Origin of the sequence: Paenibacillus apii, from assembly GCF_011043685.1 — a bacterium.
In the GTDB taxonomy this organism is placed as follows: Bacteria; Bacillota; Bacilli; order Paenibacillales; family Paenibacillaceae; genus Paenibacillus_AQ; species Paenibacillus_AQ sabinae.
In genome coordinates this window covers 645329-670185 of record NZ_JAAKGU010000001.1, presented here as the reverse complement: position 1 = coordinate 670185, position 24857 = coordinate 645329, and the positions used below count along the sequence as shown (strand labels likewise).

At 52.0% G+C, this 24857-nt stretch carries 23 protein-coding genes; 18 read left to right on the top strand and 5 right to left on the bottom strand.

Annotation, left to right across the window (positions count from 1 at the left end; all coding sequences use genetic code 11):
• Positions 1-46: 46 nt before the first annotated feature.
• From dinG to G5B47_RS03370, 4 genes are all read left to right on the top strand, one after another.
• Positions 47-2905, top strand: a complete 2859-nt coding sequence (gene dinG, locus G5B47_RS03385) for an ATP-dependent DNA helicase DinG (protein WP_165094341.1) — start codon at positions 47-49, stop codon at positions 2903-2905.
• 320 nt (positions 2906-3225) lie between these two features.
• Positions 3226-3876 (top strand): redox-sensing transcriptional repressor Rex, encoded by a 651-nt coding sequence (locus G5B47_RS03380; RefSeq protein WP_165094338.1) that lies wholly within the window; start codon positions 3226-3228, stop codon positions 3874-3876.
• Positions 3866-5164: an amidohydrolase gene (locus G5B47_RS03375; RefSeq protein ID WP_165094335.1), complete on the top strand. Its 1299-nt coding sequence runs from the start codon at positions 3866-3868 to the stop codon at positions 5162-5164. The genes G5B47_RS03380 and G5B47_RS03375 overlap by 11 nt, the downstream gene beginning before the upstream one ends.
• Complete coding sequence (locus tag G5B47_RS03370; RefSeq protein WP_165094332.1) at positions 5161-5679, top strand: cell wall elongation regulator TseB-like domain-containing protein; 519 nt, start codon at positions 5161-5163, stop codon at positions 5677-5679. The genes G5B47_RS03375 and G5B47_RS03370 overlap by 4 nt, the downstream gene beginning before the upstream one ends.
• A 64-nt stretch (positions 5680-5743) precedes the next feature.
• Here the strand turns inward: G5B47_RS03370 and G5B47_RS03365 are convergent, their stop codons facing one another.
• Entirely contained in the window at positions 5744-6523 is a 780-nt protein-coding gene (locus G5B47_RS03365; RefSeq protein ID WP_206107185.1) for an alpha/beta fold hydrolase, read from the bottom strand.
• Between the two features lie 209 nt (positions 6524-6732).
• Between G5B47_RS03365 and G5B47_RS03360 the strand changes: the two genes are divergently transcribed.
• The 6 genes from G5B47_RS03360 to G5B47_RS03335 all read left to right on the top strand — a co-directional run bounded on the left by G5B47_RS03360 (position 6733) and on the right by G5B47_RS03335 (position 13225).
• Positions 6733-7266 carry a hypothetical protein gene (locus G5B47_RS03360; protein WP_165094329.1) on the top strand — a complete coding sequence of 178 codons (534 nt, stop codon included), beginning with the start codon at positions 6733-6735 and terminating at the stop codon, positions 7264-7266.
• Entirely contained in the window at positions 7259-8761 is a 1503-nt protein-coding gene (locus tag G5B47_RS03355; RefSeq protein ID WP_165094327.1) for an AAA family ATPase, read from the top strand. Before G5B47_RS03360 ends, G5B47_RS03355 begins: the two co-directional genes overlap by 8 nt.
• Before the next feature lie 134 nt (positions 8762-8895).
• The gene (locus tag G5B47_RS03350) at positions 8896-9768 is read left to right on the top strand and encodes a 3-hydroxyacyl-CoA dehydrogenase family protein (protein WP_025335536.1); all 873 of its coding nucleotides are present in this window, start codon (positions 8896-8898) and stop codon (positions 9766-9768) included.
• Entirely contained in the window at positions 9765-10970 is a 1206-nt protein-coding gene (locus tag G5B47_RS03345; RefSeq protein ID WP_165094324.1) for an acetate/propionate family kinase, read from the top strand. The genes G5B47_RS03350 and G5B47_RS03345 overlap by 4 nt, the downstream gene beginning before the upstream one ends.
• Before the next feature lie 203 nt (positions 10971-11173).
• Complete coding sequence (asnS, locus tag G5B47_RS03340) at positions 11174-12469, top strand: asparagine--tRNA ligase (protein ID WP_165094321.1); 1296 nt, start codon at positions 11174-11176, stop codon at positions 12467-12469.
• Between the two features lie 18 nt (positions 12470-12487).
• Positions 12488-13225: a DnaD domain protein gene (locus G5B47_RS03335; protein ID WP_165094318.1), complete on the top strand. Its 738-nt coding sequence runs from the start codon at positions 12488-12490 to the stop codon at positions 13223-13225.
• Between the two features lie 150 nt (positions 13226-13375).
• Here the strand turns inward: G5B47_RS03335 and proC are convergent, their stop codons facing one another.
• The 3 genes from proC to proB are packed head-to-tail and all read right to left on the bottom strand — an operon-like array spanning position 13376 to position 16684.
• A complete protein-coding gene (proC, locus tag G5B47_RS03330) occupies positions 13376-14263 on the bottom strand; it encodes a pyrroline-5-carboxylate reductase (RefSeq protein WP_025335532.1) in 888 nt (295 codons plus the stop codon).
• 29 nt (positions 14264-14292) lie between these two features.
• A complete protein-coding gene (locus G5B47_RS03325; RefSeq protein WP_165094315.1) occupies positions 14293-15540 on the bottom strand; it encodes a glutamate-5-semialdehyde dehydrogenase in 1248 nt (415 codons plus the stop codon).
• Positions 15541-15577: 37 nt separating this feature from the next.
• Positions 15578-16684: a glutamate 5-kinase gene (gene proB, locus G5B47_RS03320; protein WP_165094313.1), complete on the bottom strand. Its 1107-nt coding sequence runs from the start codon at positions 16682-16684 to the stop codon at positions 15578-15580.
• A gap of 425 nt (positions 16685-17109) precedes the next feature.
• Here proB and G5B47_RS03315 point away from each other — a divergent pair, with 425 nt between their 5' ends.
• Positions 17110-17307, top strand: a complete 198-nt coding sequence (locus G5B47_RS03315) for a hypothetical protein (protein ID WP_165094310.1) — start codon at positions 17110-17112, stop codon at positions 17305-17307.
• A 90-nt stretch (positions 17308-17397) separates the two neighbouring features.
• On the opposite strand, the gene G5B47_RS03310 is transcribed toward G5B47_RS03315, so the two are convergent.
• Positions 17398-18309, bottom strand: coding sequence for a LysR family transcriptional regulator (locus G5B47_RS03310; protein ID WP_165094308.1), 912 nt, complete (start codon positions 18307-18309; stop codon positions 17398-17400).
• Positions 18310-18587: 278 nt separating this feature from the next.
• On the opposite strand from G5B47_RS03310, the gene G5B47_RS03305 reads away from it, so the two are divergent.
• The 7 genes from G5B47_RS03305 (at position 18588) to G5B47_RS03275 (ending at position 24744) form a co-directional block, all read left to right on the top strand.
• Positions 18588-19226 (top strand): hypothetical protein, encoded by a 639-nt coding sequence (locus G5B47_RS03305; protein ID WP_165094305.1) that lies wholly within the window; start codon positions 18588-18590, stop codon positions 19224-19226.
• Complete coding sequence (locus G5B47_RS03300) at positions 19219-19740, top strand: accessory gene regulator B family protein (protein WP_165094302.1); 522 nt, start codon at positions 19219-19221, stop codon at positions 19738-19740. The genes G5B47_RS03305 and G5B47_RS03300 overlap by 8 nt, the downstream gene beginning before the upstream one ends.
• Positions 19741-19748: 8 nt before the next feature.
• On the top strand, positions 19749-19892 hold the full coding sequence (locus G5B47_RS03295) for a cyclic lactone autoinducer peptide (RefSeq protein WP_084266536.1): 144 nt from the start codon (positions 19749-19751) through the stop codon (positions 19890-19892).
• 15 nt (positions 19893-19907) lie between these two features.
• Positions 19908-20297, top strand: coding sequence for a LytTR family transcriptional regulator DNA-binding domain-containing protein (locus G5B47_RS03290; RefSeq protein ID WP_165094299.1), 390 nt, complete (start codon positions 19908-19910; stop codon positions 20295-20297).
• 475 nt (positions 20298-20772) lie between these two features.
• A complete protein-coding gene (gene leuC / locus G5B47_RS03285; RefSeq protein ID WP_165094297.1) occupies positions 20773-22197 on the top strand; it encodes a 3-isopropylmalate dehydratase large subunit in 1425 nt (474 codons plus the stop codon).
• Positions 22198-22228: 31 nt separating this feature from the next.
• On the top strand, positions 22229-22831 hold the full coding sequence (leuD, locus tag G5B47_RS03280) for a 3-isopropylmalate dehydratase small subunit (RefSeq protein WP_165094294.1): 603 nt from the start codon (positions 22229-22231) through the stop codon (positions 22829-22831).
• A 320-nt stretch (positions 22832-23151) separates the two neighbouring features.
• Positions 23152-24744, top strand: a complete 1593-nt coding sequence (locus G5B47_RS03275; RefSeq protein WP_165094292.1) for an N-acetylmuramoyl-L-alanine amidase — start codon at positions 23152-23154, stop codon at positions 24742-24744.
• Positions 24745-24857: the final 113 nt, after the last annotated feature.

Sequence of the window (24857 nt, the reverse complement as noted above, 5' to 3'; positions counted from 1 at the left end):
TCTGTTATGCTGATAGGTAGTATCAAAATGAAAGGGTTTAAACATCATGAAATTTGCCGTGCTTGATTTTGAAACAACAGGAACCCAGTCCGTAGGTGAAATTATTCAGGTCGGACTTGCCACTATAGAAGAAGACCGGTCCATTTCGCGTGTATACGGTTCCTACGTCAAGCCCGGAGGACCGATACCCCCTTTTATTACCGGTTTGACCGGCATTACCGATAACGACGTGCAGGACGCGCCTGAGCTTGAAGAAATGATGATGGAACTGGTGCCCCTGCTCAATGATGTCGTGCTCGTCGGACATAATGTCGCTTTCGATTTTCATTTTCTGCAGAATGCTCTGGACCGCTGCGGATATTTGCCGTTTCAGGGCCGAATTCTTGATACGATCGATTTTCTGAAAATCTGTTTTCCGTCGCTCACTTCTTACCAGCTTGGAGCCGTCAGCTCCCATTTCGGCATTGTCCACGAGCGTCCGCATCAGGCGGACAGCGACGCGCTTGCCACCGCGCATGTGCTGCTGAAATGTCTGGATGAGCTGCACAGCCTGCCATTGATTACAGTGCAGCGACTGACCGAGCTGTTTGCGGGAGAAGACAGCGATCTGAGCTGGTTCTTTGACGGTCTGCTGGGCGAACGTGAAATGGAATCGTTTCAGCCGGAGAGCGAGCTTCAATTCTACCGTCAGCTAGCGCTCGCCGCAGGCGATTGGACGGATCTTCCCCCACCACGGGAGGACGGTGACAATCCGGCGGAGCAGTTGTCTTTTGAAGACTATATGGAAGAGGTTCTCAGGCGGCTGCGGAGCATCCTGCCCCAATACGAAAGCCGGCAGGCACAGGAGATCATGTTCGCCGAAGTGATTCAGGCGCTGGAACAAGAGAAGCATTTGCTGATCGAGGCGGGCACGGGAACCGGCAAGTCGCTTGGGTATTTGCTGCCGGCGATTTACCAGAGCGTCCGCACCGGTCAAAAAGTAATGGTCAGCACTCATACGATTAATCTTCAGGATCAGCTTCGCGAACGGGATATTCCATTATTGATCGAGACCGTACCTTTTCCGTTCAAGGCGGCGGTGTTTAAAGGCAGAGGACACTATTTGTGTCTGCGTAAATTTGAACATAAAATTAATAAGAAAGATTTCGTCTCGCCAAGGGAGGATACGCTGACCGCCGCACAGATGATCGTGTGGCTTACCCAGACTGAATCAGGCGACGACGAAGAGCTGAACATGAGCAGCCGGGGAGGCGATTTCTGGGAAACGGTGGCAAGCGATACCGACTCCTGCCTTGGGCGTGCGTGTCCCTGGTTCCGTAAATGCTACTATCATCGCGCGAAGCATGAAGCGGGAAACGCGGATGTGGTCATTACCAATCACTCCAAGCTGTTTGCCGACGTCAAAGCGGGTCATCAGCTGCTTCCTGCTTATGAATATCTGGTTATCGATGAGGCGCATCAGCTGGAGGAAGTGGCAGGGAAGCATCTGGGCATGAATATGAAGCATTTCACGGTGTCCCATACGCTGAATCGTCTGTACAAAGACAGCCGGAACGGCCAGCTGCCCGCGCTGCGTCAGATTCTTCAAAGCTCGGGGAGCGAGCAGGCCTCCGAGTGGAGCGGCGTTATCGACCGGCTGTACCCCGATCTTCTTACCGTCAAGGAGTCGTGGGATCTGCTTAGTGAGAAGCTGTTCACTCTCATACCCGAACGTGCCGACTCGGCGGCGGGAGAAGCGGGACAGCTTGTTCACCGTCTTCTTCCCACCAAGAAGCCGAAAGGCTGGGAGGAGCTTGCATCGCTTGAGAATACGCTGAATCTCTCATTAAGCGATGCGATCCGCAAAGGCGAGAAAATGCTGTCCGAGATGCGCGATCAGGACGGCCAGTCTTCGGCAGACAGTCTCGTAACCGATATCGGCGGACTGTTCAAGGATTTGGCTGAAATCCGCGAGCAGGTGCGTTTTTTTATGGGCATGAATAATGAAAATGTTGTATATTGGCTGGAGGCAAATGGAAATTACCGCAGCAAATCGCTCCAGCTTTATGCCGTGCCTGTGGATGTCAGCGCTCAGCTGAAGGAGCTTTTTTTCGATAAGAAGAAAAGTATTGTCCTGACCTCCGCAACGTTATCGGTCGATAAATCGTTCCAGTATATGATCGACAATCTCGGTTTGAACGAGGCTCAGGAGGAGGGACGGCTGTCCACAATGCAGCTCCCATCTCCGTTCCGGTATCGGGATCAGGCGCTGCTGGTTATTCCGCGGGATTTTCCCAGCGTGAAAGGGACCGTTGGCGACGCCCGGTTCGTCGATATGCTCGTTCAATCCTTGGCTGAAGCTGCGGTAACGACGAAAGGACGCATGCTGGTGCTGTTCACATCCTACAAGATGCTGCGCCAGGTGTTCGACCCGCTCAAGGAAGTACTGGCTTCCGAGGAAATCACGGTGCTGGGCCAGGGGGTCGAAGGAGGGAGCCGGAGTAAGCTGCTCCGCCGCTTCCAGGATAATTCCGCTTCCGTTCTGCTTGGAACGAGCAGCTTCTGGGAAGGGGTGGATATTCCCGGCGACGCGCTAACCTGCCTTGCAATCGTAAGGCTGCCGTTTCAGCCGCCGAACCACCCTCTCGCGGAAGCCAAAGCCGAGCTGCTGCAGGCGCAAAAGAAGAATCCCTTCATGAAGCTGTCCGTCCCGCAGGCCGTCATCCGCTTCAAACAGGGATTTGGCCGCCTCGTGCGGACCGCGCAGGATCGCGGCATAGTTATCGTATATGATACCAGAGTAATCGAATCTTATTACGGGAAATACTTCCTGTACTCGTTGCCCGGACCGAAAATGGAGCATATGACGACAGAGCAGATGGTTCCGCGAATTGCCGAATGGCTCCAGCATGACGGAGCATCCTAAATTCGGGTGGCCGTGTGCAACATAGGTCAATCAAATGGGTTTAAGCTCTACAGCTTTTAAATACGGATCGGCCATTGTACAACATAGGTCGATCTCCCGGTTTTGTAGCTTTGTGCGGGTCCTGTAGCTAAATCCCGCCATTCGTAAAGCGTGTCCCGTTAGGGACGAAAAGCGATCCTTCACCGTCTGATCAAGGTCCCGCCCAACTTCCGCCAAACGCTAATTGCCTTTAGCGGGTGTCCAGAGGGCGGCAGCCCTTGGGGCCCTCCCTTGGAAGGGAGGGTTTGGGAGGGATCGAAAATCTTTTAGGAGGAGAACTCATGAAATCGGACAAAATATCGGAGGCCGTCGTCCGCAGATTGCCTGTGTATCTGCGGTTTTTGAACGAGCTTCACAGACGAGAAATCGCTACTGTTTCTTCTCAAGAGCTGGGACAGCGGCTCGACTTGAACCCGGCGCAAATTCGCAAGGATTTGGCCTATTTTGGAGACTTTGGAAGAAAAGGCATCGGCTACGACGTTCCGTACCTGATCGAGAAAATCCGTCATATCCTGAAGCTGGATCAGCCGATCAACGTTGCTTTGGTCGGAGCCGGTAACCTGGGTCAGGCGTTATCCAATTACAACATCTATTTAAAAGATACAATGAAAATAACGGCCGTCTTTGATTCCTATCCGCCGAAGGTTGGAACCAAAATCAATACACTGACTGTTCAGCCGATGGAAGAGCTTGCCCAAACCGTCCGGGATCAGGGCATCCGTATCGGAATCATTACCGTGCCCGATCAGGAGGCGCAGATTGTCGCGGATATTCTCATTGAATCCGGCATTGAAGCGATTCTGAACTTCGCGCCGGTCATTCTGAAGACGCCGTCAGAGGTTCGAGTGCATGCGGCAGACTTTACTACCGATCTGCAAAGCTTGGCGTATTATCTTCACGAAGGAAAGGAAGAGGAAGCCGATGGGCAATAAATGGATCATCCGCGGCGGCAAGTTTGCCGTGCCCGGCTCAGATAAGCCTGTGATCGATGGCTATATGGTTATCGATAACGATCTGATCACTTACATAGGGGAAGAACCGCCTGTGCTGGAGGAAGACATTCCGTCTTTTGACGGCAGCCGTTTGCTGTTCCTGCCCGGGCTGGTCAACACGCATGGGCATGCTGCGATGTCTCTCTTGCGCGGCTACGGAGATGATCTGGCGCTTCAGGTATGGCTTCAGGAGAAGATGTGGCCGATGGAGGGGAAATTCACCGGTGACGACGTGTACTGGGGAACCGCCCTGTCGGTATTGGAAATGCTGAAGGGAGGAACAACGACCTTCCTTGATATGTACGATCATATGGACCGTGTTGCCGAGGTGGCGGAAGCTTCCGGAATTCGCGCAGTCCTGATGCGGGGCGTTATCGGGCTGTGTCCGGCCGAAGTGCAGGATCAGAAGCTTGCGGAAGCGGTTGCTTTTGCAAAAGAGTGGCATGGCAAAGCAAGCGGCAGAATTACGGCCATGATCTCGCCGCATTCGCCATATACGTGCCCTCCCGATTATATCGAGAAATTCGTTCAGGCGGCCCATGATCTGGATCTGCCTATTCATACCCATATGTCCGAAACACGGCGGGAAGTGGAGCAGAACGTAACAGATTACGGCCTGAGACCCGTCGCCCATCTGGAGAAGCTCGGCATGTTCACCCGTCCGTCGCTCGTGGCGCATGGCGTGCATCTGACGGACGAGGAGATTGAGACTTTGGCCCGGCATCAGGTTGGAGTTGCCCACAATCCGGGCAGCAATCTGAAGCTGGCCAGCGGCGTAGCGCGAGTGCCCGAGCTGCTGAAGGCCGGTGTAACCGTGTCGCTTGGAACGGACGGCCCGGCAAGCAACAACAACCTGGACATGTTCGAAGAAATGCGCCTGGCTGCGCTGATTCATAAAGGGGTCTCCGGCGATCCGACCGCGGTTCCGGCCGCTGAAGCGCTGCTCATGGGTACGGAGTATGGCGCGAAGTCGGTGTTCCTGAATCAAGTGGGCCGTCTGGCTCCGGGGATGAAGGCCGATTTTATTGCGATTGATATCGACCAGCCGCATCTGCTGCCGCATACGGATCTTATATCACATGCCGTATACTCGGCCAGCGCCAAGGATGTGGAGCATGTATGGGTCGACGGCAAGCAGGTTGTGCAGCACGGAAAGTGCCTGACCCTTGACGAAGAGGAGATCCGCCGAAAGGCGCAGGAAGCGTTCGAGGACCTGCTGAAGCGATGAGAAAAAGGAGAAAATGGGGGTTATACGGGGCATTCCTGGCCCTGCTCCTTCTGTTTGGATTCTATCAATTTTTTGCTTATGTCCTAAAGGATACGTGGAGCGAGCGGAAAGAGGCCGAAGCCATTGCCACAAGCAGAGCGGCCCTTACTGAAATCGACCGGGCGCAGAAATCGATCTGGGACGAAAATGCCATCTACTGGGTTCTAACCGGCAAGAACAAAGCCGGGACCGACATGATGGTATGGGTGCGATTCACTACAGACGGAAAGCCGGTGCAAGGAGATAGCGCCGTGCATGCCGAGGAGCTGTCGCAAGGCACATCCGAGAAAAGAATGCGGCAGATCATCGCTTCCTCGCTTCCCGGCATCCAGATTAAGCGGCTGCTTCCCGGCGCGTACAACGGCGAATACGCTTGGCAGCTCTTTTATAAAGAGGGTGACCGGTATTATTACCGGTTCTACCGCTTTTCGGACGGTGAGCAGATCGGCGACGGATACAGCTTGCCCAACCGTTAGCGGGGCGCAAACGAAGAACCAGCCAAACCCTTGTGGGGATGGCTGGTTCTTTTTTTCATGGATTCTATTTATCGGACAATTCGGCGGCAAGTAAATCATAAAAAGGATCTTTAGCCATGCGTTCTTTCCAAGGCGTATGTCCGCAGTTCTCTAGCAAATGGTAATGAAAATCTTGAAGGACACCGGACAGAGGCTGTAAAACGCCTGAATAGGGATGAGGATCATGGATTCCGTGAATCGCGGTTACAGGACAGTAAATTTGAGACCCCAGCTTGAGTAGTTCGCCGGACGATCTGAGTCCACTGGCTTCCTTCCATATGTGCTGAAAAATATTCAAATCGACTTCCACATCGTCATTATCACTCGGTAGGGGATTGAAGACATCCGCTTTTTCCATTAGTTTTCCATATTGACGAAGGAGTTCATTCTTATTTGACTCTGGTTTTTGCAGAAAGGCCTCCAGTTCACGGACTCTTTGTCTATCCTCTTTGTTTAACCTGGCTAACCGGGTGGCCCGCAGATCTTTGGTGTATTGCTGCTCGAACGGAGCACTGCCTATAAGAATTAACTTCGATACGAGATCCGGGCAGGAGGCTGCAAAGATAAAAGATAACCAGGCCCCCCAGGAGTAGCCTACTAAGCTGACGGGTCCGCTGCCGAAATCCTCAATATCTCTCTTGAGTTCCAGGATCAATTCGTCTATGGACAGCCGGGTCTGAAAGGACTCGACGACTCCGAATTTCTGTGATAAACGGGCGGCAACCACAGCCATCTCTCCGGCCGCTCCTGGTCCGCCATGAATTAAAAACGTTTGGTAGAGAGGCTTGCCATAGGTTTTTGCCACTTGGGAAGAGCTCCTTTGCGATAGTCATAGGGAAAAAATAGAACGTAAAATTTTAAATATTAGTCACAAATTATTCGTTCTAGTATATACACCTATGATATACTACTAGTTGTATTAGGGCATGAGAAAAATATGCCGGATTCGGAGTAACACAGGCACGCTGCATGGAAGGGTATAAAGTTTGTCATTATTGGAAAGGAGGACGTTGCTTGAAAATACGTCTAATACCAACCTTGTTGACTGCGCTGCTGTCGGCCGCGCTGCTGTTCGGCGGCTGGTTTTTGTATCGCCAATTTGCCGTCCAGGAGCCGCTTGAGAAGATTGTAAGCAGCTATAAGGGAGTCAACGCTTCCCATATCTCTATTAACCGCAATACAGTTACTCTGAAACTTGATCTGCAGCCGGGCACGAAATTACGTGAACTGGTTCAATATATAAATAACGAGGGCGAACCTCTGATCGGGAGCCGGACTGTGAATCTGGATGTGGTACAGCATTCCAACCAAACGCTTGACGAATACTGGGATAAAGCAATGTTTTCCGTAGCCGAAGCGATGGAAAGCCGCAAATATACGATTATTCCGGAGAAGCTGAAAGAGCTGTCCGCCCAATACAAGAACGTTACCGCCACGACGGAAATCGACGACAAAAATGTATATGTTAGCCTGACGGACGGTAAAGAGAGCAAATTCATTATTTTACCGCGCGAGCCGGAAAAGATGGGGGTATGGAACAATGCCTAAATGGACCAAAGAAGTATTAATCGGTTTTGTCCCTGTGCTGCTGATATTTCTGGCCTTTCTCGGTCTGAATGTCGTGCCGATTATCGTTGCGGCCGCCATGGTCGGCGCTCTGCTGACGATTACCCATCTGCGCGGCGGCATCGCGGTAGGCGCCAGTACGGAAAAGAAGCGCAAGAAGAATGGTCCGGCCAAGCTGACATTTGAAGAAATCGGCGGACAGGACAATGCCAAGCAGGAACTGCGCGAGGCGCTCGATTTTCTGATCCGGCATGAAGAAATCAGCAAGTTCGGCATCCGTCCGCTCAAGGGGATTCTCCTCACAGGGCCTCCCGGAACGGGTAAGACGCTGATGGCGAAGGCCGCGGCCCATTACACGAACTCGGTATTCGTGGCGGCTTCCGGCAGTGAATTCGTGGAAATGTACGTCGGCGTCGGCGCCGGACGCATCCGCGATCTGTTCAAGGACGCGCGGACCCGTGCCGCCAAGGAGAACAAGGAGAGCGCGATTATATTCATCGATGAAATCGATGTGATCGGAGGCAAGCGCGAAGGAGGACAGCAGCGCGAGTACGACCAGACGCTGAACCAGCTGCTGACCGAGATGGATGGCATCTATAACTCGGACACTCCGCGCATTCTGCTGATCGCAGCCACCAACCGCAAGGAAATGCTGGACCCCGCACTGCTGCGTCCAGGTCGTTTCGACCGTCACATCCAGGTGGACATGCCCGATAAAAAGGGACGCAAGTCGATTTTGGAGCTGCATGCGAAGAACAAACCGCTTCATCCTGAAACTGATTTGGACAAAATCGCGGAGGAAGCTTACGGTTTCTCCGGAGCCCAGCTGGAAAGCGTCATGAATGAAGCCGCCATCTATATGATGCGAGAGAATCTGACCCAGGTGGAGCATCGTCATCTGGCGATGGCGATCGACAAGGTGATGATGGGCGAGAAGACGGACCGCGAGACGAACCAGGAAGAGAAGAAGCGGGTGGCCATTCACGAGCTTGGACATGCCATTATGGCCGAAGGGCTTCGTCCGGGAAGCGTAAGCCAGGTCACGCTGACTCCACGCGGACAGGCGCTCGGTTATGTCAGACATAATCCGCAGCAGGAACAGTACTTATATACCAAAGAGTATCTGGAAGAGCAGATCATGATCGCTCTTGGCGGAGCGGCTGCCGAGGAAATCTATTACGGCGGACGCAGCACGGGCTCAAGAGGTGATTTTGATCAGGCGCTCGGCATCGTGGAAATGATGATGAAATCGGGCCTGACCTCGCTTGGCATCGCCAAGCTGGAGATGGTGACGACGGAAGAACTGATGAAAGAGAATAGTAAAATTCTGGACGAATTGATGGAGCGAACCCGTACGCTTTTGGAAAATAAACGAAATGTTTTCGATTTTTCCCTGGACATCCTGATGAAGGAAGAAGTGCTTTCCGGAGAACAATTTCGTTGTCAATTTCGTGACAGTGTCCTTTTACCGGCATAATTCTTGATGCCGGTTATTTTTTTTTACTTTTCAGACATGCTAAGATATGATTATATGTCGGAGTATGCTGTTTTTTCGACAGATAAAAAGGTGCTACAATAATGTAGAGATACCTGAAAGGATGGAGGCTTTTTATGAATTTCAAAAAAATAGGTGTCATCGGCGGCGGCACGATGGGACAAGGGATTGCCGAAATGCTGGCGGCCAAAGGTCTGGACGTACTGCTTGTAGAAAAGACGCCGGAGAAATTGGACTACTCCTACAACATGATTGAGACTAGCCTTGATAAGCAGCTGGAGAAATGGGCGATTACCCAGGCGGAGAAGAAGCTAATCCTCGGCCGCATCCAAAAAGTGACGCATTTCGCGGAACTTAGCGCCTGCGACATGGTGATCGAAACGATCATCGAAGATCTGGAAGAGAAGAAGAAAGTATTTAACCAGCTGGATCAGGTGTGTCCGAACAATATCATTCTTGCCAGCAACACTTCCACACTCAGCTTGACCGAACTGGCAAGCTCCACGATGTATCCTGAACGCGTAATCGGCATGCATTTTATTTATCCTGTTGCCAAAGTGGATATTGTCGAAATCGTACGCGGACTGAAGACTTCCGATTCGACATTTGAACATACGAAAGCTTTTGTTGACGACGTTGTCGAGAAGAAAGGCGTAATGATTTACGAATCCCCGGGATTTGTAACTTCACGCCTTATTTGCCTGTTCATAAACGAGGCTATGCACGTGCTGCAGGAAGGTGTCGCTTCTCCTGAAGATATCGACGATGCCATGCGTATCGGCTATCAGTTCCAGTACGGCCCGCTTGAAATGGCTGACCGTTTCGGCCTGGATTCGGTTCTCGCCGCTCTGGAGCGCATGTTCCGCGAGTTCGGCGAACTGAAATACCGCCCGTCGACCATTCTGAAAAAGATGGTGCGCGCGGGACAGCTGGGCATGAAATCCGGCGAAGGCTTCTTCAAGTATGACAAGGATGGTGACCGTATATGAAAGTACTCGTAATTAATGCAGGATCTTCTTCTTTAAAATATCAGCTTTATGATATGACCGACGAATCCGTTCTGGCCAAAGGCCTGGTTGAGCGTATCGGCATGGATTCCTCGATCCTTACCCATAAACCGACTGGCAAACAGGAAGTTACCGAAGTCAGCGAAATTCTGGAACACACAACGGCCATCCGTAAAGTATTGGCCAATCTGACTGATAAAGAGCATGGCGTAATCGACTCGATCTCGGAGATCAATGCGGTCGGTCACCGCGTCGTTCACGGCGGCGAGACCTTTAAGGCTTCGGCACTCGTTGACGGGGCGGCCAAATCGGAAATCCGCCGCTTGTTCGACCTTGCGCCGCTACATAACCCGGCGGCTGTTATGGGGATTACCGCATCCGAAGTCAATATGCCGGGTGTTCCTCAGGTTGTCGTATTCGATACCGCATTCCATCAGACGATGCCTGAGAAAGCTTATATGTACGCTATTCCGAGAGTGCTGTATAACAAGTACAAAGTCCGCCGCTACGGCGCGCACGGAACATCCCATGATTTTGTCAGCAAAGCTGCCGCCGAGTACATCGGTCGTCCGCTTGAAGACCTCAAGATTATCACCTGCCATATCGGCAACGGTGCCAGCGTTACGGCCGTTAAAGGCGGAATTTCGGTGGATACCTCGATGGGTATGACTCCGCTGGAAGGCCTGATGATGGGTACGCGCAGCGGCGACATCGATCCGGCGGTTGTTCCTTACGTGATGAACAAGGAAGAACTGACCCCGGGCGAAGCCAGCTCCATGCTGAACAAGCACAGCGGATTGCTCGCGATCTCCGGAACGAGCAGCGACATGCGCGACATTATTGACGGCTATGAGAAAGGCGAGCCGAATTCCACACTGGCCTTTGAAATGTATGAATACCGCTTGCGCAAGTATATCGGTTCCTATGCGGCGGCATTGGACGGCGTTGACGTCATTGTCTTCACAGCCGGCGTAGGCGAGAACGCGTCTCTGCTTCGCGAGAAGGTTCTGAGCAACCTGACATTCCTTGGCATCGAACTGGACAAAGAAGCGAACAAGGTCCGCTCCGGCGACCCTCGCCGCATTTCCGCCAGCGGCTCCAAAGTCGAAGTGCTTGTCGTTCCGACCAACGAAGAGCTCGTGATTGCCCGTGATACGCTTCGCATCGTGCAAGAACAAGCGTAAAGAGATACAATAGATTATAAGAGAAGCCGGAACGTCCTATTCAGGACGTTCCCTGTTTCTCCAGGCAATGTAGAAAAGGATAAGCGATACGCTTATTCTTTCTTACGTTTTGCAGAGAGAATATTCCAACAGCCAAAGGCCGAGGCAGCAGCCTTTGGCTGTCGGACCTTTAACCGTACTTCTAAAGAGGAGAGATTGTGGGCATGGCCAACAAAACTGTTATCAAGGGCGTAAAAGATCATGTCGGAGAAAGCGTCGTCATTGGCTGCTGGGTGAACAACAAACGTTCCAGCGGCAAGATTCAGTTCCTGCAGCTGCGGGACGGCACTGGTTATATTCAGGGAGTAGTCGTTAAATCGGAAGTGGCGGAGGAAGTCTGGGATGCCGCCAAAAGTCTGACCCAGGAAAGCTCCCTATACGTCACTGGAGTTATCCGTGAGGAGCCGCGCAGCCAATCGGGATATGAGATGACGGTGACCGGAATTGAAGTTCTGCATCTGACTGAGAATTATCCGATAACACCGAAGGAGCACGGGGTAGACTTTTTGATGGATCACCGGCATCTGTGGCTCCGTTCTTCGAAGCAGCGGGCGATTCTTGTCATCCGTGCGGAGATTATCCGGGCCATCCAAGAATATTTCGACATTAACGGCTTTACGCTCGTTGACCCTCCGATTCTTACACCGACTTCAGCGGAAGGCACGACCAATCTGTTCCACACCAAGTACTTTGACGAGGACGCTTATTTGACCCAAAGCGGACAGCTCTATATGGAAGCCGCTGCGATGGCGCTAGGTCGTGTATACTCGTTCGGGCCGACTTTCCGGGCGGAGAAATCCAAAACCCGCCGGCATCTGATCGAGTTCTGGATGATCGAACCGGAAATGGCGTTCACGGAGCATGAGGAAAGTCTGCGTGTGCAGGAGGAGTTCATCACCCATGTCGTACAGTCTGTACTGAAGAACTGCCGGTCAGAGCTGGAGGCGGTAGGCCGCGATATTTCCAAGCTGGAAAATATCAAGGCGCCCTTCCCGCGCATCACGTATGATGACGCCATTAAATTCCTTAACGATAATGGCTTCGACATCCCTTGGGGCGAGGATTTCGGCGCGCCGCATGAAACGGCGATTGCCGAAGAATACGACAAGCCGGTATTCATTACCCATTACCCGGCCGGCATCAAGGCATTCTATATGAAGCCCGATCCGAATCGTCCGGAGGTCGTGCTGTGCGCGGATATGATCGCACCGGAGGGCTATGGGGAAATCATCGGCGGATCGCAGCGGATTGACGACCCGGCGCTGCTTGAAGAACGCTTCAAGGAGCATGAGCTTTCGCTGGATACGTACAAGTGGTATATGGATCTGCGCACATACGGCTCCGTTCCGCATTCCGGCTTCGGCCTCGGTCTGGAACGGACGGTAGCCTGGATTTGCGGACTGGATCATGTCCGCGAGACGATTCCATTTCCACGCATGCTGTACCGGCTTTATCCTTAAAAATAAGAGGAGGCGCTTATGGACGGCAAAGAAAAAACGAGCTGGAGCGAAGGCCTGTCCTTCGGGCTGCAGAGCGGGATGGCCGTCATTCCTTATGCCCTTCTCACCGCTTACCGCAAGCTTGATTTGACCGGCAGCGAGACCATGCTGCTCATTCATCTGCTCTCTTTCCGCCAGGTTGAAGGCAAGGATTTTCCTTCACTGGAGGAGCTTCAGGCTGTAACCGGGCGCAGCGCGTCCGTCATTGCAGGAGAACTGCAAAAGCTGATCAAGGAAGGATTCTTGAAGATTGAAGCGGGCAGCGACGATGGTAAGGGGCTTCATTACGAACGATATGACTTTTCGGGGCTGTACGATAAGCTTGGGAGTTATCTGTCTTCCCAGCGAAGTTCTGCGGCACCAAAGGCAGGCAGCCCCTCGTTCCAGTCTGACACCCGGTCATCGGGAGCAGAGAAGGGCAGGAAAATGCCATCCGGCATCGTTCCTGCTGAAGAAGATCGCCCCAGTCTCTTTGTTGTATTTGAGAAGGAGTTCGGCCGTCCGCTTTCTCCAATGGAATGCGAGACGATCTCCGGCTGGCTGGATCAAGACCGTTACCCCGAAGAGCTGATTCTGCTCGCTCTGAAGGAGTCCGTGTTCGCCGGAAAAGTATATTTTCGTTATATCGACCGGATTCTGCTGGAGTGGAGCCGCAACCGAGTAAAGAACGCTCAAGACGTCAAGGCCTACTCCCAGCGGTTCCGCGGGGGAAGCTAGACAAGCAGCTAAAAATACGGAGTATCATGAAAAATAAAAACCGCAGCATCAAGACATTCGGTCTTGGGGCTGCGGTTTTTGCAGTTATTTATGAGTAAAACTGAATGAAGTGCAATTTTAGGCTTCTTGTTGGGAGTCAGAGCCTTGCGTTTACCGTTCTTTTTCGGTCTCTGCGGACAGTTCGGCTTCCAGCGCTGCTCCCATCTCACGCGAACGCTCGGCGCAGCGGGATACCGCCGCAATGACGGTTTCGAAGAAATCGCCTTTGTCGAGCACTTCGAGTGCTGCTTGGGTAGAGCCCCCCGGAGAGGTGACCTTCTTGCGAAGGGCTGCCGGTTCTTCACCGGTCTGCTGTACCATACGGGCCGCGCCGAGCACCGTCTGAACCGTCAGTTCAGCGCTCTGTTCCTTAGACAGTCCGCCGCGGATACCGCTGGCGATCATCGCTTCCATCATGTAATAGATATAGGCAGGACCGCTGCCGGATATGCCGGTCAATATCTCCATACGTTCTTCTTCAATAACGGAAGTAAGGCCGATCGCTTCGAAGATATTGAGCGACAGCCGCCGCTGCTCATCGGATACTTCTTTCGAGAAGGAGATGCCCGTAGCGCCGAGGCCGATCGAGCTTGAGGTGTTCGGCATGGTCCGGACAACCGGCTGTTTTTTACCGATAAGACCCTGGATTGTTCTGATGGAGAGGCCGGCAATAACGGAAATAATCAGCTGCCCGTCCTGAAGGTTCGGTCCGAGACTGCGCAGTGCCGCTGCCGCATCCTTGGGCTTCATCGCCAGCACAATAACCGGGGATGTGCGCAAATATTCCTCTTTTTGTCCGGGATCATTACTTCCGATAACCCCGTACCGGGAACGCAGCTCAGCCAGCCGCTCATTGCTGCTGCGGTTAAGCATAATGATGTTGTCGGCATAGATAACGGAGCGTGCGATCAGTCCGCGCACGATAGCTTCCGCCATGGAGCCGGCGCCGTGAAAGACGATCTTGTCGTTAATCAAAGGCTTAGCGGTTTGTTGACACATTGTCTTGATCCTCCTTGCCGGATATGGGTTTAGCTCCGGATTTGTCCGTTGCCATAAATTTTAAATTTGGTGGAAGTCAGCGCCGGCAGACCCATCGGTCCGCGGGCATGCAGCTTCTGGGTGCTGATGCCAATCTCCGCGCCAAATCCGAATTCGAATCCGTCGGTAAAACGGGTAGATGCATTATGGTAGACGGCCGCGGCGTCGACTTCTTCCTGGAAGCGCTCTGCGTTCTCTTCGTCCTCCGTGATGATGGATTCGGAATGCTTCGTTCCGTACTGGGCGATATGCTCCAGCGCCTGGTCAATTCCGTCAACCACTTTAATATTGAGAATATAATCGTTGTATTCTGTAGCGTAATTTTCTTCGGTGACCGGGAGGGCCCACGTAATGAGCTCCCGCGTCCGCTCGCATCCGCGAAGCTCCACGTTGGCGCTGCGGAAAGCTTCTCCAAGCTTGGTCAAGTGCTCCGCGGCGAAGCTGCTGTGAACCAGCAAGGTCTCCATCGAATTGCAGACGGAAGGCCGCTGCGCCTTGGCGTTCAGGCTGATCGATTCAGCCATTTCCGGAATCGCGCTGGCATCCAGATAAGTATGGCAGATGCCTGCGCCCGTCTCAATGACAGGGACGGTAGCATTCTTTACGACATTCTGTATAAGCGAGCTGCCTCCGCGCGGTATGATCACATCCAGCAGACCGTTCAGCTTTAGCATTTCATCGACGGACGAACGGTTCGGGTCTTCGATAAGCTGAAGGGCCTGTGCAGGAAGGCTCGTCTCCGCCAAGGCTGCGTGCAGCACTTCGACGATTTTGCGATTTGATGAGAGTGCGGCCGAACCGCCTCGAAGCACGACGGCGTTGCCCGTCTTCAGGCACAAGCCTGCTGCGTCGACTGTAACATTGGGGCGGGCTTCGTAGATAATGCCGATGACGCCGAGCGGCACGCGGATTTTTTCAATAATAAGTCCGTTCGGGCGCTCCAGTGTCTCCAGGATATTTCCGACAGGGTCGGGAAGGGAGGCAATCTGCCGAAGCCCTTCGGCTATGGCGCCTATCCGATCGGTATTCAGCGCCAGGCGGTCGAGCATGGATTCCGGTGTTCCGCCTTGTCTGCCGCGTTCCAGATCCTCGGCGTTCGCTGATATAATCGACGCGGCTTCCCGCTGCAGCGCATCCGCCATCACCAGCAGCGCTTCGTTCTTCTGCCCCGTGGTCAGCCGGCCGAGCGCTCCTGACGCGCCTTTGGCCAAAGCCGCTTTGCTTGCAACTTCACTCATGATCGTTCCTCCTTATCGGGCTTCAATGTAGGTTCGTTTATTTGAGCGTAATCCATTCATCCCTGTGAATGACTTCAAGCCGGTGCACTTCTTCTCCAAGCCGGCGCATGACTTCTCCGCTGGGCAGGCCGCGAATGCTGAGCAGCTGCGCGTCGTCGTAATTCACAATGCCTCTCCCGAGCAGATTTCCATCGAGACCGAGCACCTCGACTACATCTCCGGCATGGAAGCTGCCCTGCACCTCTTTGACGCCGACGGGCAGCAGACTGTGGCCGCCGTGGACCAGCGCATCTTCCGCTCCGGCATCGACAATAATGGAGCCGAGCGGGGTGGACATGAAGCCCAGCCACTGCTTCTTGACAGGCAGAGAGGACAGCGTTGTGGCAAAATATGTTCCTTTGCCTTCACCCTGCGCCGCCAGCCGCAAATCGCTGGGCTCGGTAACCCGTCCCACAAAGACGGGCACACCTCCGCGGGTGGCGATCTTGGCGGCGTCGATCTTGGAACGCATGCCGCCCGTGCCGACGGCTGATCCGGCTCCACCGGCAATCGCGTAGATTTCCGGCGTGATATCCTCAACCAGCCTGTAGCGGACAGCGTCCGGGTTGGTGCGCGGATTGCCGCTGTATAGGCCGTCGATATCGGTAAGCACAAGCAGCCGCGAGGCTTTTAGGAGATTTGCGACCAGCGCGGACAGCATATCGTTGTCGCCGAATTTCAGCTCATCGACGGACACGGTGTCATTTTCATTGAATATCGGAATGACGCCCTGCCTCAGCAGCTCTTCCACAGTCATGACGGCGTTGTTCATTGCGCGGCGGCTGCGGAAATCCGTACGGGTCAGCAGAATCTGGGCAGCGGTCAGTCCGTGCGCGGCGAAGGCTTCCTGATAGGCCTGCATCAAGAGCGCCTGCCCTACAGCTGCGGCGGCCTGCTTCTCATGCAGCAGCTTGGGACGCGCCGGATATCCGATGCTGCGGAAGCCAGCGGCTACCGCCCCGGAGGTTACAAGCAGCACTTCACAGCCGCTCCGCCTCAAATCGGCGATTTCAGAGGCGAAAAAAGCGACCGCATCGCGGTTCAGGCCGCCCTCGGCCGCGGTCAGAGAGCTGCTGCCGATTTTGACGACTAATCGTGTTGACATTGCCTTTCACTTCCTATTTATCCATATTGAACAATAAAAAAAGCCCCATCCTAAGACTGAGCAAAGGACGAAAGCTTGGGTTCACTTCCGCGGTACCACCTTCATTGATGAGGGATCATCCGACTTTAGCCTCGTAACGAGAGGGAATCGTCCTGCGTGGCAGGCCGTTCGGGGGTAGGATTCGGAACGCTAACCGCGGTAAATTCTTTCAGCCGGTTGGAATTTACTCTCTGGCGCGGTAGACCTGTTCGTACTGGTCCCGTCTGCACGTTTCTCTTATTTGTCATTTAGAATACCATGTAGAGCCAAGTTTGCCAAGAGAGTTCCACCTATTGCCTATGGAATAAGTCCGGTTTATGAAAAAATGTTTATCATTCGGGCAAGCGGGCAAAATAATTCTAATCCGTGACCAGGAGGTGGAACCATTGAATAAAGATGACCTGCGGAAGCTTGAAGAAAGAAAAGAGGCGCTGGAGGAGCAGCGGCAGACTATGCGCGAATTTATCGAGGAAGAGACCGGAAGCCCCCATTCAAGAGGACAGGTTGACGAAGATACCTCGCATGTGCCTGATACTCAGAACCATTTCATTTCTGAGCGGAATTTCCGTAAATACCAGAACTAAGGTCAACTGTAAAGTAATCAAAGCCGCTCATCATTTAGCAGTGATGAACGGCTTTTTGCCGCAGTAATCTGTTTTGAAGCCTCTCTGATGTCATTCCTGCGCGAGTTCAGCTACCGTCGTCTGGAACGTATCGATAAAAGCTTCGGCCGCCTTGGACAAATAACGTCCCTTGCGGTAGGCGACCACCAGCGTCCGGCTTGGGACCGGATCGGCCAGAGGGAGATAGACGGGCACAAACTCACTGCGGGGAGCGCGGGAAATAAAGCGTGGAACCAGGGTCACACCCATGCCAGCGGCAACGAGGGATTGTACGGTCTCCATGTTGTTGCTCTCAAAGACAACCGACGGCTCGAAGCCTGCCTGACGGCACAGGTCTACCGTCATTTTCCGGAAGCCCTGTCCTTCTTTCAGGACGATAAACGATTCCTGTTTCAGTTCCTCAAGAGATGTTCTCCTTCCGGTGGACGCTCGCTTGGCCAGAGGATGCTCCGGCGGAACCGCAAGATCGATACGCTCCTCGCCAAGAATTTCGTAGGCCAGCGCGGATATTTCCAGCGGGAGCGACAGGAGGCTGAGATCCGTCTGGCCGCTTGCGGTCAGTTTTTCCAGATTCATCGAGGAATCCTCCAGCAGGGTGATTTCAATCTCCGGATATTTCCGCTTGAAGACGGGCAGCACGTGGGGTAATAGGTGAGCTCCAGTAATCGGCATGCTGCCGACTACGACACGGCCGGTCCGAAGCTCCGAGATATCGGTCATTTCCTGGCGAAGCAGCTCCACGGCATCGATAATAATCTGCGCCTGCTCCACAAATTTCGTTCCCGCATGAGTGAGTTCGACGGCGCTGGTGTTCCGCTGGAACAGCATCACCCCGAGCTCTTTCTCCAGCTTGGACAGCTGTTGGCTCAGCGAGGGCTGGGCGATATGCAGCTTCTCGGCGGCCCGTGAAAAATTCCGTTCATTTGCGATTTGCAGTACATAAAGAAGTTGTCTGAGTTCCATGCTTGCGGTCTCCTTTTAGAATCATCATCTTATAAGAATAACCTATAAAAGGAGACGGGGCTATATTATTTTTTGCGCAAGTTTTGTAGATGGACTGTATTGATTTCAGAACATTTGTTCGGTATAATAGAAACATAGTTTGAATACGAAATTACCTTGCCTAAACAGTAGAGACGGTCTACTCTAGAATTGTCTGATATAGTACAATCGTAGTATACGTCAATACGAAATAAGATATATAATTAGTCCAGTGAAAATCAATTCAGGCGGTGTTGGTATTGTCTTGGTCACTTGAGCCTTTAGCTTTTGTGTTTTTTTCAACTTTGGAATTTGTGGCGATTTACTTTATTATGATGTATCTATTTAGAATGCACCCCTCTGAATTCTTTTTTCAAGCGTTGTTTCTGATTCTTCTGATGGACTTACAAAGCTTCTATTTAAGAGAGGACTTACAAACGCCTGCATTTGTGCCGCTGATCAACATATTGCTGTATACTTTGCTGCTGGCGACAGTCATAAAGATCCCGCTGTTGTGGTCCGGGATTATCTCGGTAACCGGATATTTTTTGTATGTGCTGCTGCAGGTGCTCATTGTGCAATTTTCTTTTGGTGTTCTGTCAGTCTCAGAGATGCAGCTTCATCCGGAAAAAGGTTACTTTCTGCAGACGTTAAGCAGCATCCTCGGTATTGCCGGCTCCAGGGTTTTTTACGTATTCGGGGGCGGTTTTACTTTCGAATTTGAAAAACTTCGCTTGAAGCGGGAGACGCTCGCTTTATATGGGGTTATCGGCTGCGCTTTGGCCCTCACTATTTTCTTGCTGGAAAGAAGAAATAATGTCTTCGATGCTTTATTCGTTTCAGTCGCCGTTATCTTCTTTTTATATTATGCGGTAAGAAAGGAAAAGAAGCGTGATTGAGTTTATTTCTCTAAAACTCGCTCAAGGGATTAAACGGTCCATTCCTGATCATCCGATCTCCGTTAACGTCATGAAGTTTTCACTCAGCATCATTATTAATTCCTTATTGATCATTCTATTAACTTTAGCGGTTTCGTTGTTCACTGGAAATACGCGCGGAGCCGCGATCGCTTTAATTGCTTTCCCCTTATTGAGACAGGTTTCAGGCGGCTATCATCTGAAGACAGGGATGACCTGTGTGCTGGTATCAAGCGCGATGCTTACAGCCGTATCTTTCTTTAATGCGGGAAGGACCTATGTATTCCTTTTAAATTTGGCAAGCCTGCTGCTTGTCGCTGTCTTTGCTCCCTCCGGAATCGAAAAGCAATCCCGTATCCCCAAGTCCTTTTATCCGCAGCTAAAAATCATTTCATGCTTGATTGTACTCGTCAATTTTATTGTAGCTTCCCCTGTAATTGCGGCAGCCTTTTTTATTCAAGGATTATCGCTTTTTAACCAGCCTGAAAGGAGGTGAGCAATGGAATGAGAAGAAGAGTCAAAGGTATGAAGCATAGTGCTATGCTGCATGTGGCTGCGCTATTGAGCTTTGTTGCTGTTACCACCGTCGACTCGGCAAGTGCTTGGTATATATATTCCGGAGATGTCCCGGAAGAGCTTCTTAAATAAACGGAGATGAAGACTATGGCGTTATTATCGGTAACTAAAGATGTTGGCGGAAAGAGCGGCATAACCAATATTGAGATCGGCGACATCCTAATGCTCAGTTACTCCAAAAGCATCGACAGAGTGTTGGTGCATACCGCGGAGAATATTTATTATACAATTGGCACGCTAACATTCTGGAACGAAGTGCTGAATAATAGCGGGCATAATTTTTCTCTGGTTGACAGGAGTAACTCTTTGAATTTGGACAAGGTGGTCGTATTGGATCCCACTTTCAAAGTCGCGTATTTTGAGAGCAATATTACGCCAAAATCCAAAAGATGCATAATCGCCGGATACCGGTTCAATGAGGTCAAGAAATCGCTCAACTTAATAAATCCTAGAATCAGTATTCAGGAAGGGTTATGAGGAGCCTGGCGGGCTCCTTTTTTGTTGTCGGTTCTATTTTTAAAACATACTTTTGAGGAAGGTTATCAGAATTATTGGCATCATGTTTAGTGTATTGACTGTTGTTATCTGCATATTTTTTATCTGGAATGATAGTGACTCGATCAGGTTTTGGTTTATGGCTGCTTCAAGCGGGACGCTGATATTCAATGGCTGGGCTAATTATCTCGATAACAAGGTAAAAAGGAACAGACTCTCTATAGGTACTGGAGTGTTTATATTCATATTTGCTCTCGTTCAATATTTTAGATAGTATTCGCAGTTATTCATTTCATCTCTGCGAAATAGACAAACCTTTCCTGCTTATAATCGGAACCTATAGGTACTATAGATATTATATCTTGGCGTAATAAACAGTCTCATGTTATATTTATATCATTCTAAGGGAGAATCGTATTTTCCTTACTGATGAACGAATCTATGACGAGGTGAAATCATGGGCAAGAAGACAATGTTCGAGAAAATCTGGGACAATCACGTTATCCATCAGGAAGAGGGCAAACCTGGCATTCTATATATCGATTTGCAACTGGTGCACGAGGTAACTTCGCCGCAAGCGTTTGAAGGACTTCGGCTTAGCGGACGCAAGATTCGCCGCCCGGAGCTGACTTTTGCGACAATGGACCACAACGTTCCGACAACGGACCGTTTCAACATTACCGACCCGATCTCCAAACAGCAGATTGATACGCTCACAAAGAACTGCGCCGATTTCGGAGTAAAGCTGTTCGGTCTTGAGGATATTGATAACGGGGTCGTTCACGTTATGGGACCGGAAATTGGACTGACGCATCCCGGCAAAACGATTGTCTGCGGCGACAGCCACACCTCCACTCATGGCGCTTTCGGAGCGCTTGCTTTCGGTATCGGAACTAGTGAAGTCGAGCATGTTATGGCTACTCAATGTTTGCAGCAAGCCAAAGCGAAGACGATGGAAGTCCGCTTTATCGGCAAACGCAATCCTGGTGTAACGGCCAAAGACATGATCCTCGGACTGATCGCCAAATACGGCACGGATTTTGCAACAGGCTATGTTATTGAATATACGGGTGAATCCATTAAAGAGCTGTCGATGGAAGAGCGGATGACCGTCTGCAACATGTCCATCGAGGGCGGAGCCAGAGCGGGAATGATCGCTCCCGACGAGAAAACATTCGAATACCTGCGCGGCCGTCAATACGTTCCGCAAGGCGCTGCATTCGACGAGGCCGTTGAGGCTTGGAAGCAGCTTGTGACCGACGAAGGCGCCGAATTCGACACCGTTGTCGAGTTTAATGTGGACTCGCTGATTCCGCAGGTAACCTGGGGAACAAGCCCCGGTATGGGTACCGATATTACGTCTACGGTTCCTAACCCGGCTGATTTTGCTACCGAGAACGAACGCAAAGCGGCTGAAAAAGCGCTGGAATACATGGATCTGAAGCCGGGAACCCCGATTTCCGAAATCGCCATCGACTACGTCTTCATCGGCTCCTGTACCAACGGCCGGATCGAGGATTTGCGCGCGGCAGCCGAGGTTGCCAAGGGCCATAAGGTATCGGAGAACGTAACGGCGATTGTCGTACCGGGTTCGGGAAGAGTGAAGGCTTTGGCCGAGAAGGAAGGTCTGGACAAGATTTTCACGGAAGCCGGTTTTGAATGGCGTGAAGCGGGATGCAGCATGTGTCTGGCGATGAACCCTGACATTCTGCAGCCTGGAGAGCGCTGCGCGTCGACTTCCAACCGGAACTTCGAAGGCCGTCAAGGCCGCGGAGGACGCACACACCTCGTATCGCCTGCCATGGCAGCAGCGGCTGCAATCAAAGGCCGGTTCACGGACGTGCGGGATTGGAACTTCAAGACGGAAGCCGTCAGCTCTTAAGAATTCGAGAACAATCGGGAGGGTAACATAGATGGAAGCTTTTAAGAAATTAACCGGAATTGTCGGACCCGTGGACCGGGTCAATGTGGATACGGACGCAATTATTCCGAAGCAGTTCCTCAAACGGATCGAACGGACGGGATTCGGACAGTTTCTGTTCTTTGAATGGCGTTTTGATGAAGCGGGCAAGGATAATCCGGCGTTCGCGTTGAACCAAGACCGTTTTAAGGGAGCGTCCATTCTGCTCTCCAGAGCCAACTTCGGCTGCGGTTCTTCCAGAGAGCATGCGCCTTGGGCGATTCTGGACTACGGCTTCAAGGTGATTTTGGCCTCTTCGTACGCCGATATTTTCTACAACAACTGCTTCAAGAACGGCATTCTGCCGATCAAGCTTTCGGAAGAGCAGATTGAAGACCTGTTCCAGCGGACGGCCGCCAACGACGGCTATGAACTGACTGTTGATCTTGAGAACAAGACGATCAGCGACTCCAACGGTTTGAACCTCGCATTTGATCTCGACGAGCATCGCCGCCAGTTCCTCCTTCAAGGTCTGGACGACATCGGCCTGACGCTTAAGCACGAGGACGAAATTGCGGCTTATGAGCAGAAGAATGCTGCCCGTCTTTTTGCCTAAAATAGCTTTACGCGTGAATCAGGTACAAATCTCATAAAATTTTACACAAAACTTCCATTTCCGACACCGGGAATGGAAGTTTTTTTGCTATAATAACAGAATACTATGATTACCAGGATTATATTTCCTGAACTTTCAAGAGAAGCAGCGCAAATAGAGAAGGGCTCACCGGAAATTGCGAGGATACTTCGTTAGAAGTTTTACATAGATTTCTTGCCAATCGGCTTTGGCTGCCCGTTCAGATGCAACTTTTGGCGGGCGCCCGCGTCAAGGAAATTGCCGCAGTTGTTCCACAAGTTAGGGAGTAAGGGGAGAAGAGAATGAGGAAGGCTTATCTGAAATGGTTCGCGCTGCTGCTGCCCCTGATGCTATTTATCGCTTGGTCGGGGCAGGAAGCCGCCGCCGCGGGCAGCGGAAAGATTGTGCTGGACAACCGGGAGCTGGCGCTCCCTAAAGGGATTGTGCTTGAAAATGTCAACGGGAGCGTGATGATCCCGATTCGCGTGGTTTCAGAAAATCTGGGATATGAGGTGCTCTGGGAGCAAAAGACGCGAAAAGTAACCATACGTCAGGATTTTAAAGCGATTGCACTGCTCGTCGGGAGCAAACAGGCTGACGCGGACGGCGTTCCATTCAGCCTGAATGCGGCGCCGAAGCAAAGCGGAGGGACGGTGCTGGTTCCGATCCGTTTTGTCGGGGAACAATTCGGGCTTGGAGTCGGCTGGGACAACAACGATAAAATTGTGTATTTGTCGGGAAATTCTTCCGACCCTGCTTCTGTACCTTCCGCGCCTATGCCGTCAGTTACACCGTCTCCAGCACCTTCTTCAATACCGTCTGGAGCGCCATCTCCGTCGGCAACACCTGCTGCGGTCAGTTCACCGACACCGACACCTGCGGCGTCACAGGCAGCCGGTATCGTAACGGGTACCGCCTCATCGGTACCGCAAGCTTCTGCGGGTCAGGCGGGTACCGGAACAGCCGCCGCAGTACAGGTAAAAGGAGCGGCATTTAGCGAGAATCAGCTGATTATTGCCGTCACCGGCAGCGTTACGCCGAATATATCGGCTTTGGACCCGCGCCGGATTGTCGTCGAGCTGCCGGGAGCGGTGCTGGCGGCTGATTTTGTGGGAGGGGGAGGAGCGTCCACCGGCGGACAGACTTCCCAAGGTACGCTTGATGTTACGGGATATCCGCAAATAGCCGGCGTCAGTTATACGTTGTCCGGAAGCAATTCATCGACCGTCCGGTTTGAGATTCAAACGACGGATGTTTTACCATACCGGATGAACATTGATAACAGCACGGGACTGATCACCGTGGATTTGAACGGGGGGAATGCTGGCGGCATCAGCGGTGAAGGCAAACCTGTTGTCGTACTGGATGCCGGGCACGGCGGTTCACAGCCCGGAGCGATCAGCGCGGCGGGACGTGTTGAGAAGGATTTTAATTTGACGGTGATCCTGAAAGCCGGGGCTTTGCTTCAAAGCGACGGAAGGATGACAGTTATCTTTACACGGAGCGATGATGTGACGCTTGGACTGCAGGACCGCGTTAAAGTGGCGGAAGAAGCAGGAGCGAATGTGTTTGTATCGCTGCACGCCAATGCGATGCCGACGACTGCGTCCAACTGGAATAAGGTTAACGGCAGCGAAACTTATTATACCCGCAGCGAGAGTCTGCCGTTCGCCCGGATCATGCACAAGCATTTGGTAGAGGGGACTGGCTTCAAAGATAACGGAGTCAGGGCCAAGAGTCTGCATGTGACTAGGGAAACCTCCATGCCCGCAGTGCTGCTGGAGGCCGGTTATTTGACCAATCCGGCAGAAGAAGCGGCGCTGTACACGGAAGAGCTTCAGAATTCGCTGGCCCGGGAAATTGCGGCGGGCATCATTGAATATTTGGGTCTATAATCCGCCTGCTAACGGGGGAAGGGCGCTTTTATGTGCCGAATGGATGGAAATCTTTCGCAACTTTTTGAGTCGACAGGCGTCTAAATAATGTCAAAGGTCGTCGAAGGATACCA

Bases quoted from the DNA above. Each gene is read 5' to 3' on its own strand.
- dinG (WP_165094341.1), top strand. From the start codon at position 47: ATGAAATTTGCCGTGCTTGATTTTGAAACAACAGGAACCCAGTCCGTA.
- G5B47_RS03380 (WP_165094338.1), top strand. From the start codon at position 3,226: ATGAAATCGGACAAAATATCGGAGGCCGTCGTCCGCAGATTGCCTGTG.
- G5B47_RS03375 (WP_165094335.1), top strand. From the start codon at position 3,866: ATGGGCAATAAATGGATCATCCGCGGCGGCAAGTTTGCCGTGCCCGGC.
- G5B47_RS03370 (WP_165094332.1), top strand. From the start codon at position 5,161: ATGAGAAAAAGGAGAAAATGGGGGTTATACGGGGCATTCCTGGCCCTG.
- G5B47_RS03355 (WP_165094327.1), top strand. From the start codon at position 7,259: ATGCCTAAATGGACCAAAGAAGTATTAATCGGTTTTGTCCCTGTGCTG.
- G5B47_RS03350 (WP_025335536.1), top strand. From the start codon at position 8,896: ATGAATTTCAAAAAAATAGGTGTCATCGGCGGCGGCACGATGGGACAA.
- G5B47_RS03345 (WP_165094324.1), top strand. From the start codon at position 9,765: ATGAAAGTACTCGTAATTAATGCAGGATCTTCTTCTTTAAAATATCAG.
- asnS (WP_165094321.1), top strand. From the start codon at position 11,174: ATGGCCAACAAAACTGTTATCAAGGGCGTAAAAGATCATGTCGGAGAA.
- G5B47_RS03335 (WP_165094318.1), top strand. From the start codon at position 12,488: ATGGACGGCAAAGAAAAAACGAGCTGGAGCGAAGGCCTGTCCTTCGGG.
- proC (WP_025335532.1), bottom strand. From the start codon at position 14,263: ATGTGTCAACAAACCGCTAAGCCTTTGATTAACGACAAGATCGTCTTT.
- G5B47_RS03325 (WP_165094315.1), bottom strand. From the start codon at position 15,540: ATGAGTGAAGTTGCAAGCAAAGCGGCTTTGGCCAAAGGCGCGTCAGGA.
- proB (WP_165094313.1), bottom strand. From the start codon at position 16,684: ATGTCAACACGATTAGTCGTCAAAATCGGCAGCAGCTCTCTGACCGCG.
- G5B47_RS03310 (WP_165094308.1), bottom strand. From the start codon at position 18,309: ATGGAACTCAGACAACTTCTTTATGTACTGCAAATCGCAAATGAACGG.
- G5B47_RS03295 (WP_084266536.1), top strand. From the start codon at position 19,749: ATGAGAAGAAGAGTCAAAGGTATGAAGCATAGTGCTATGCTGCATGTG.
- G5B47_RS03290 (WP_165094299.1), top strand. From the start codon at position 19,908: ATGGCGTTATTATCGGTAACTAAAGATGTTGGCGGAAAGAGCGGCATA.
- leuC (WP_165094297.1), top strand. From the start codon at position 20,773: ATGGGCAAGAAGACAATGTTCGAGAAAATCTGGGACAATCACGTTATC.
- leuD (WP_165094294.1), top strand. From the start codon at position 22,229: ATGGAAGCTTTTAAGAAATTAACCGGAATTGTCGGACCCGTGGACCGG.
- G5B47_RS03275 (WP_165094292.1), top strand. From the start codon at position 23,152: ATGAGGAAGGCTTATCTGAAATGGTTCGCGCTGCTGCTGCCCCTGATG.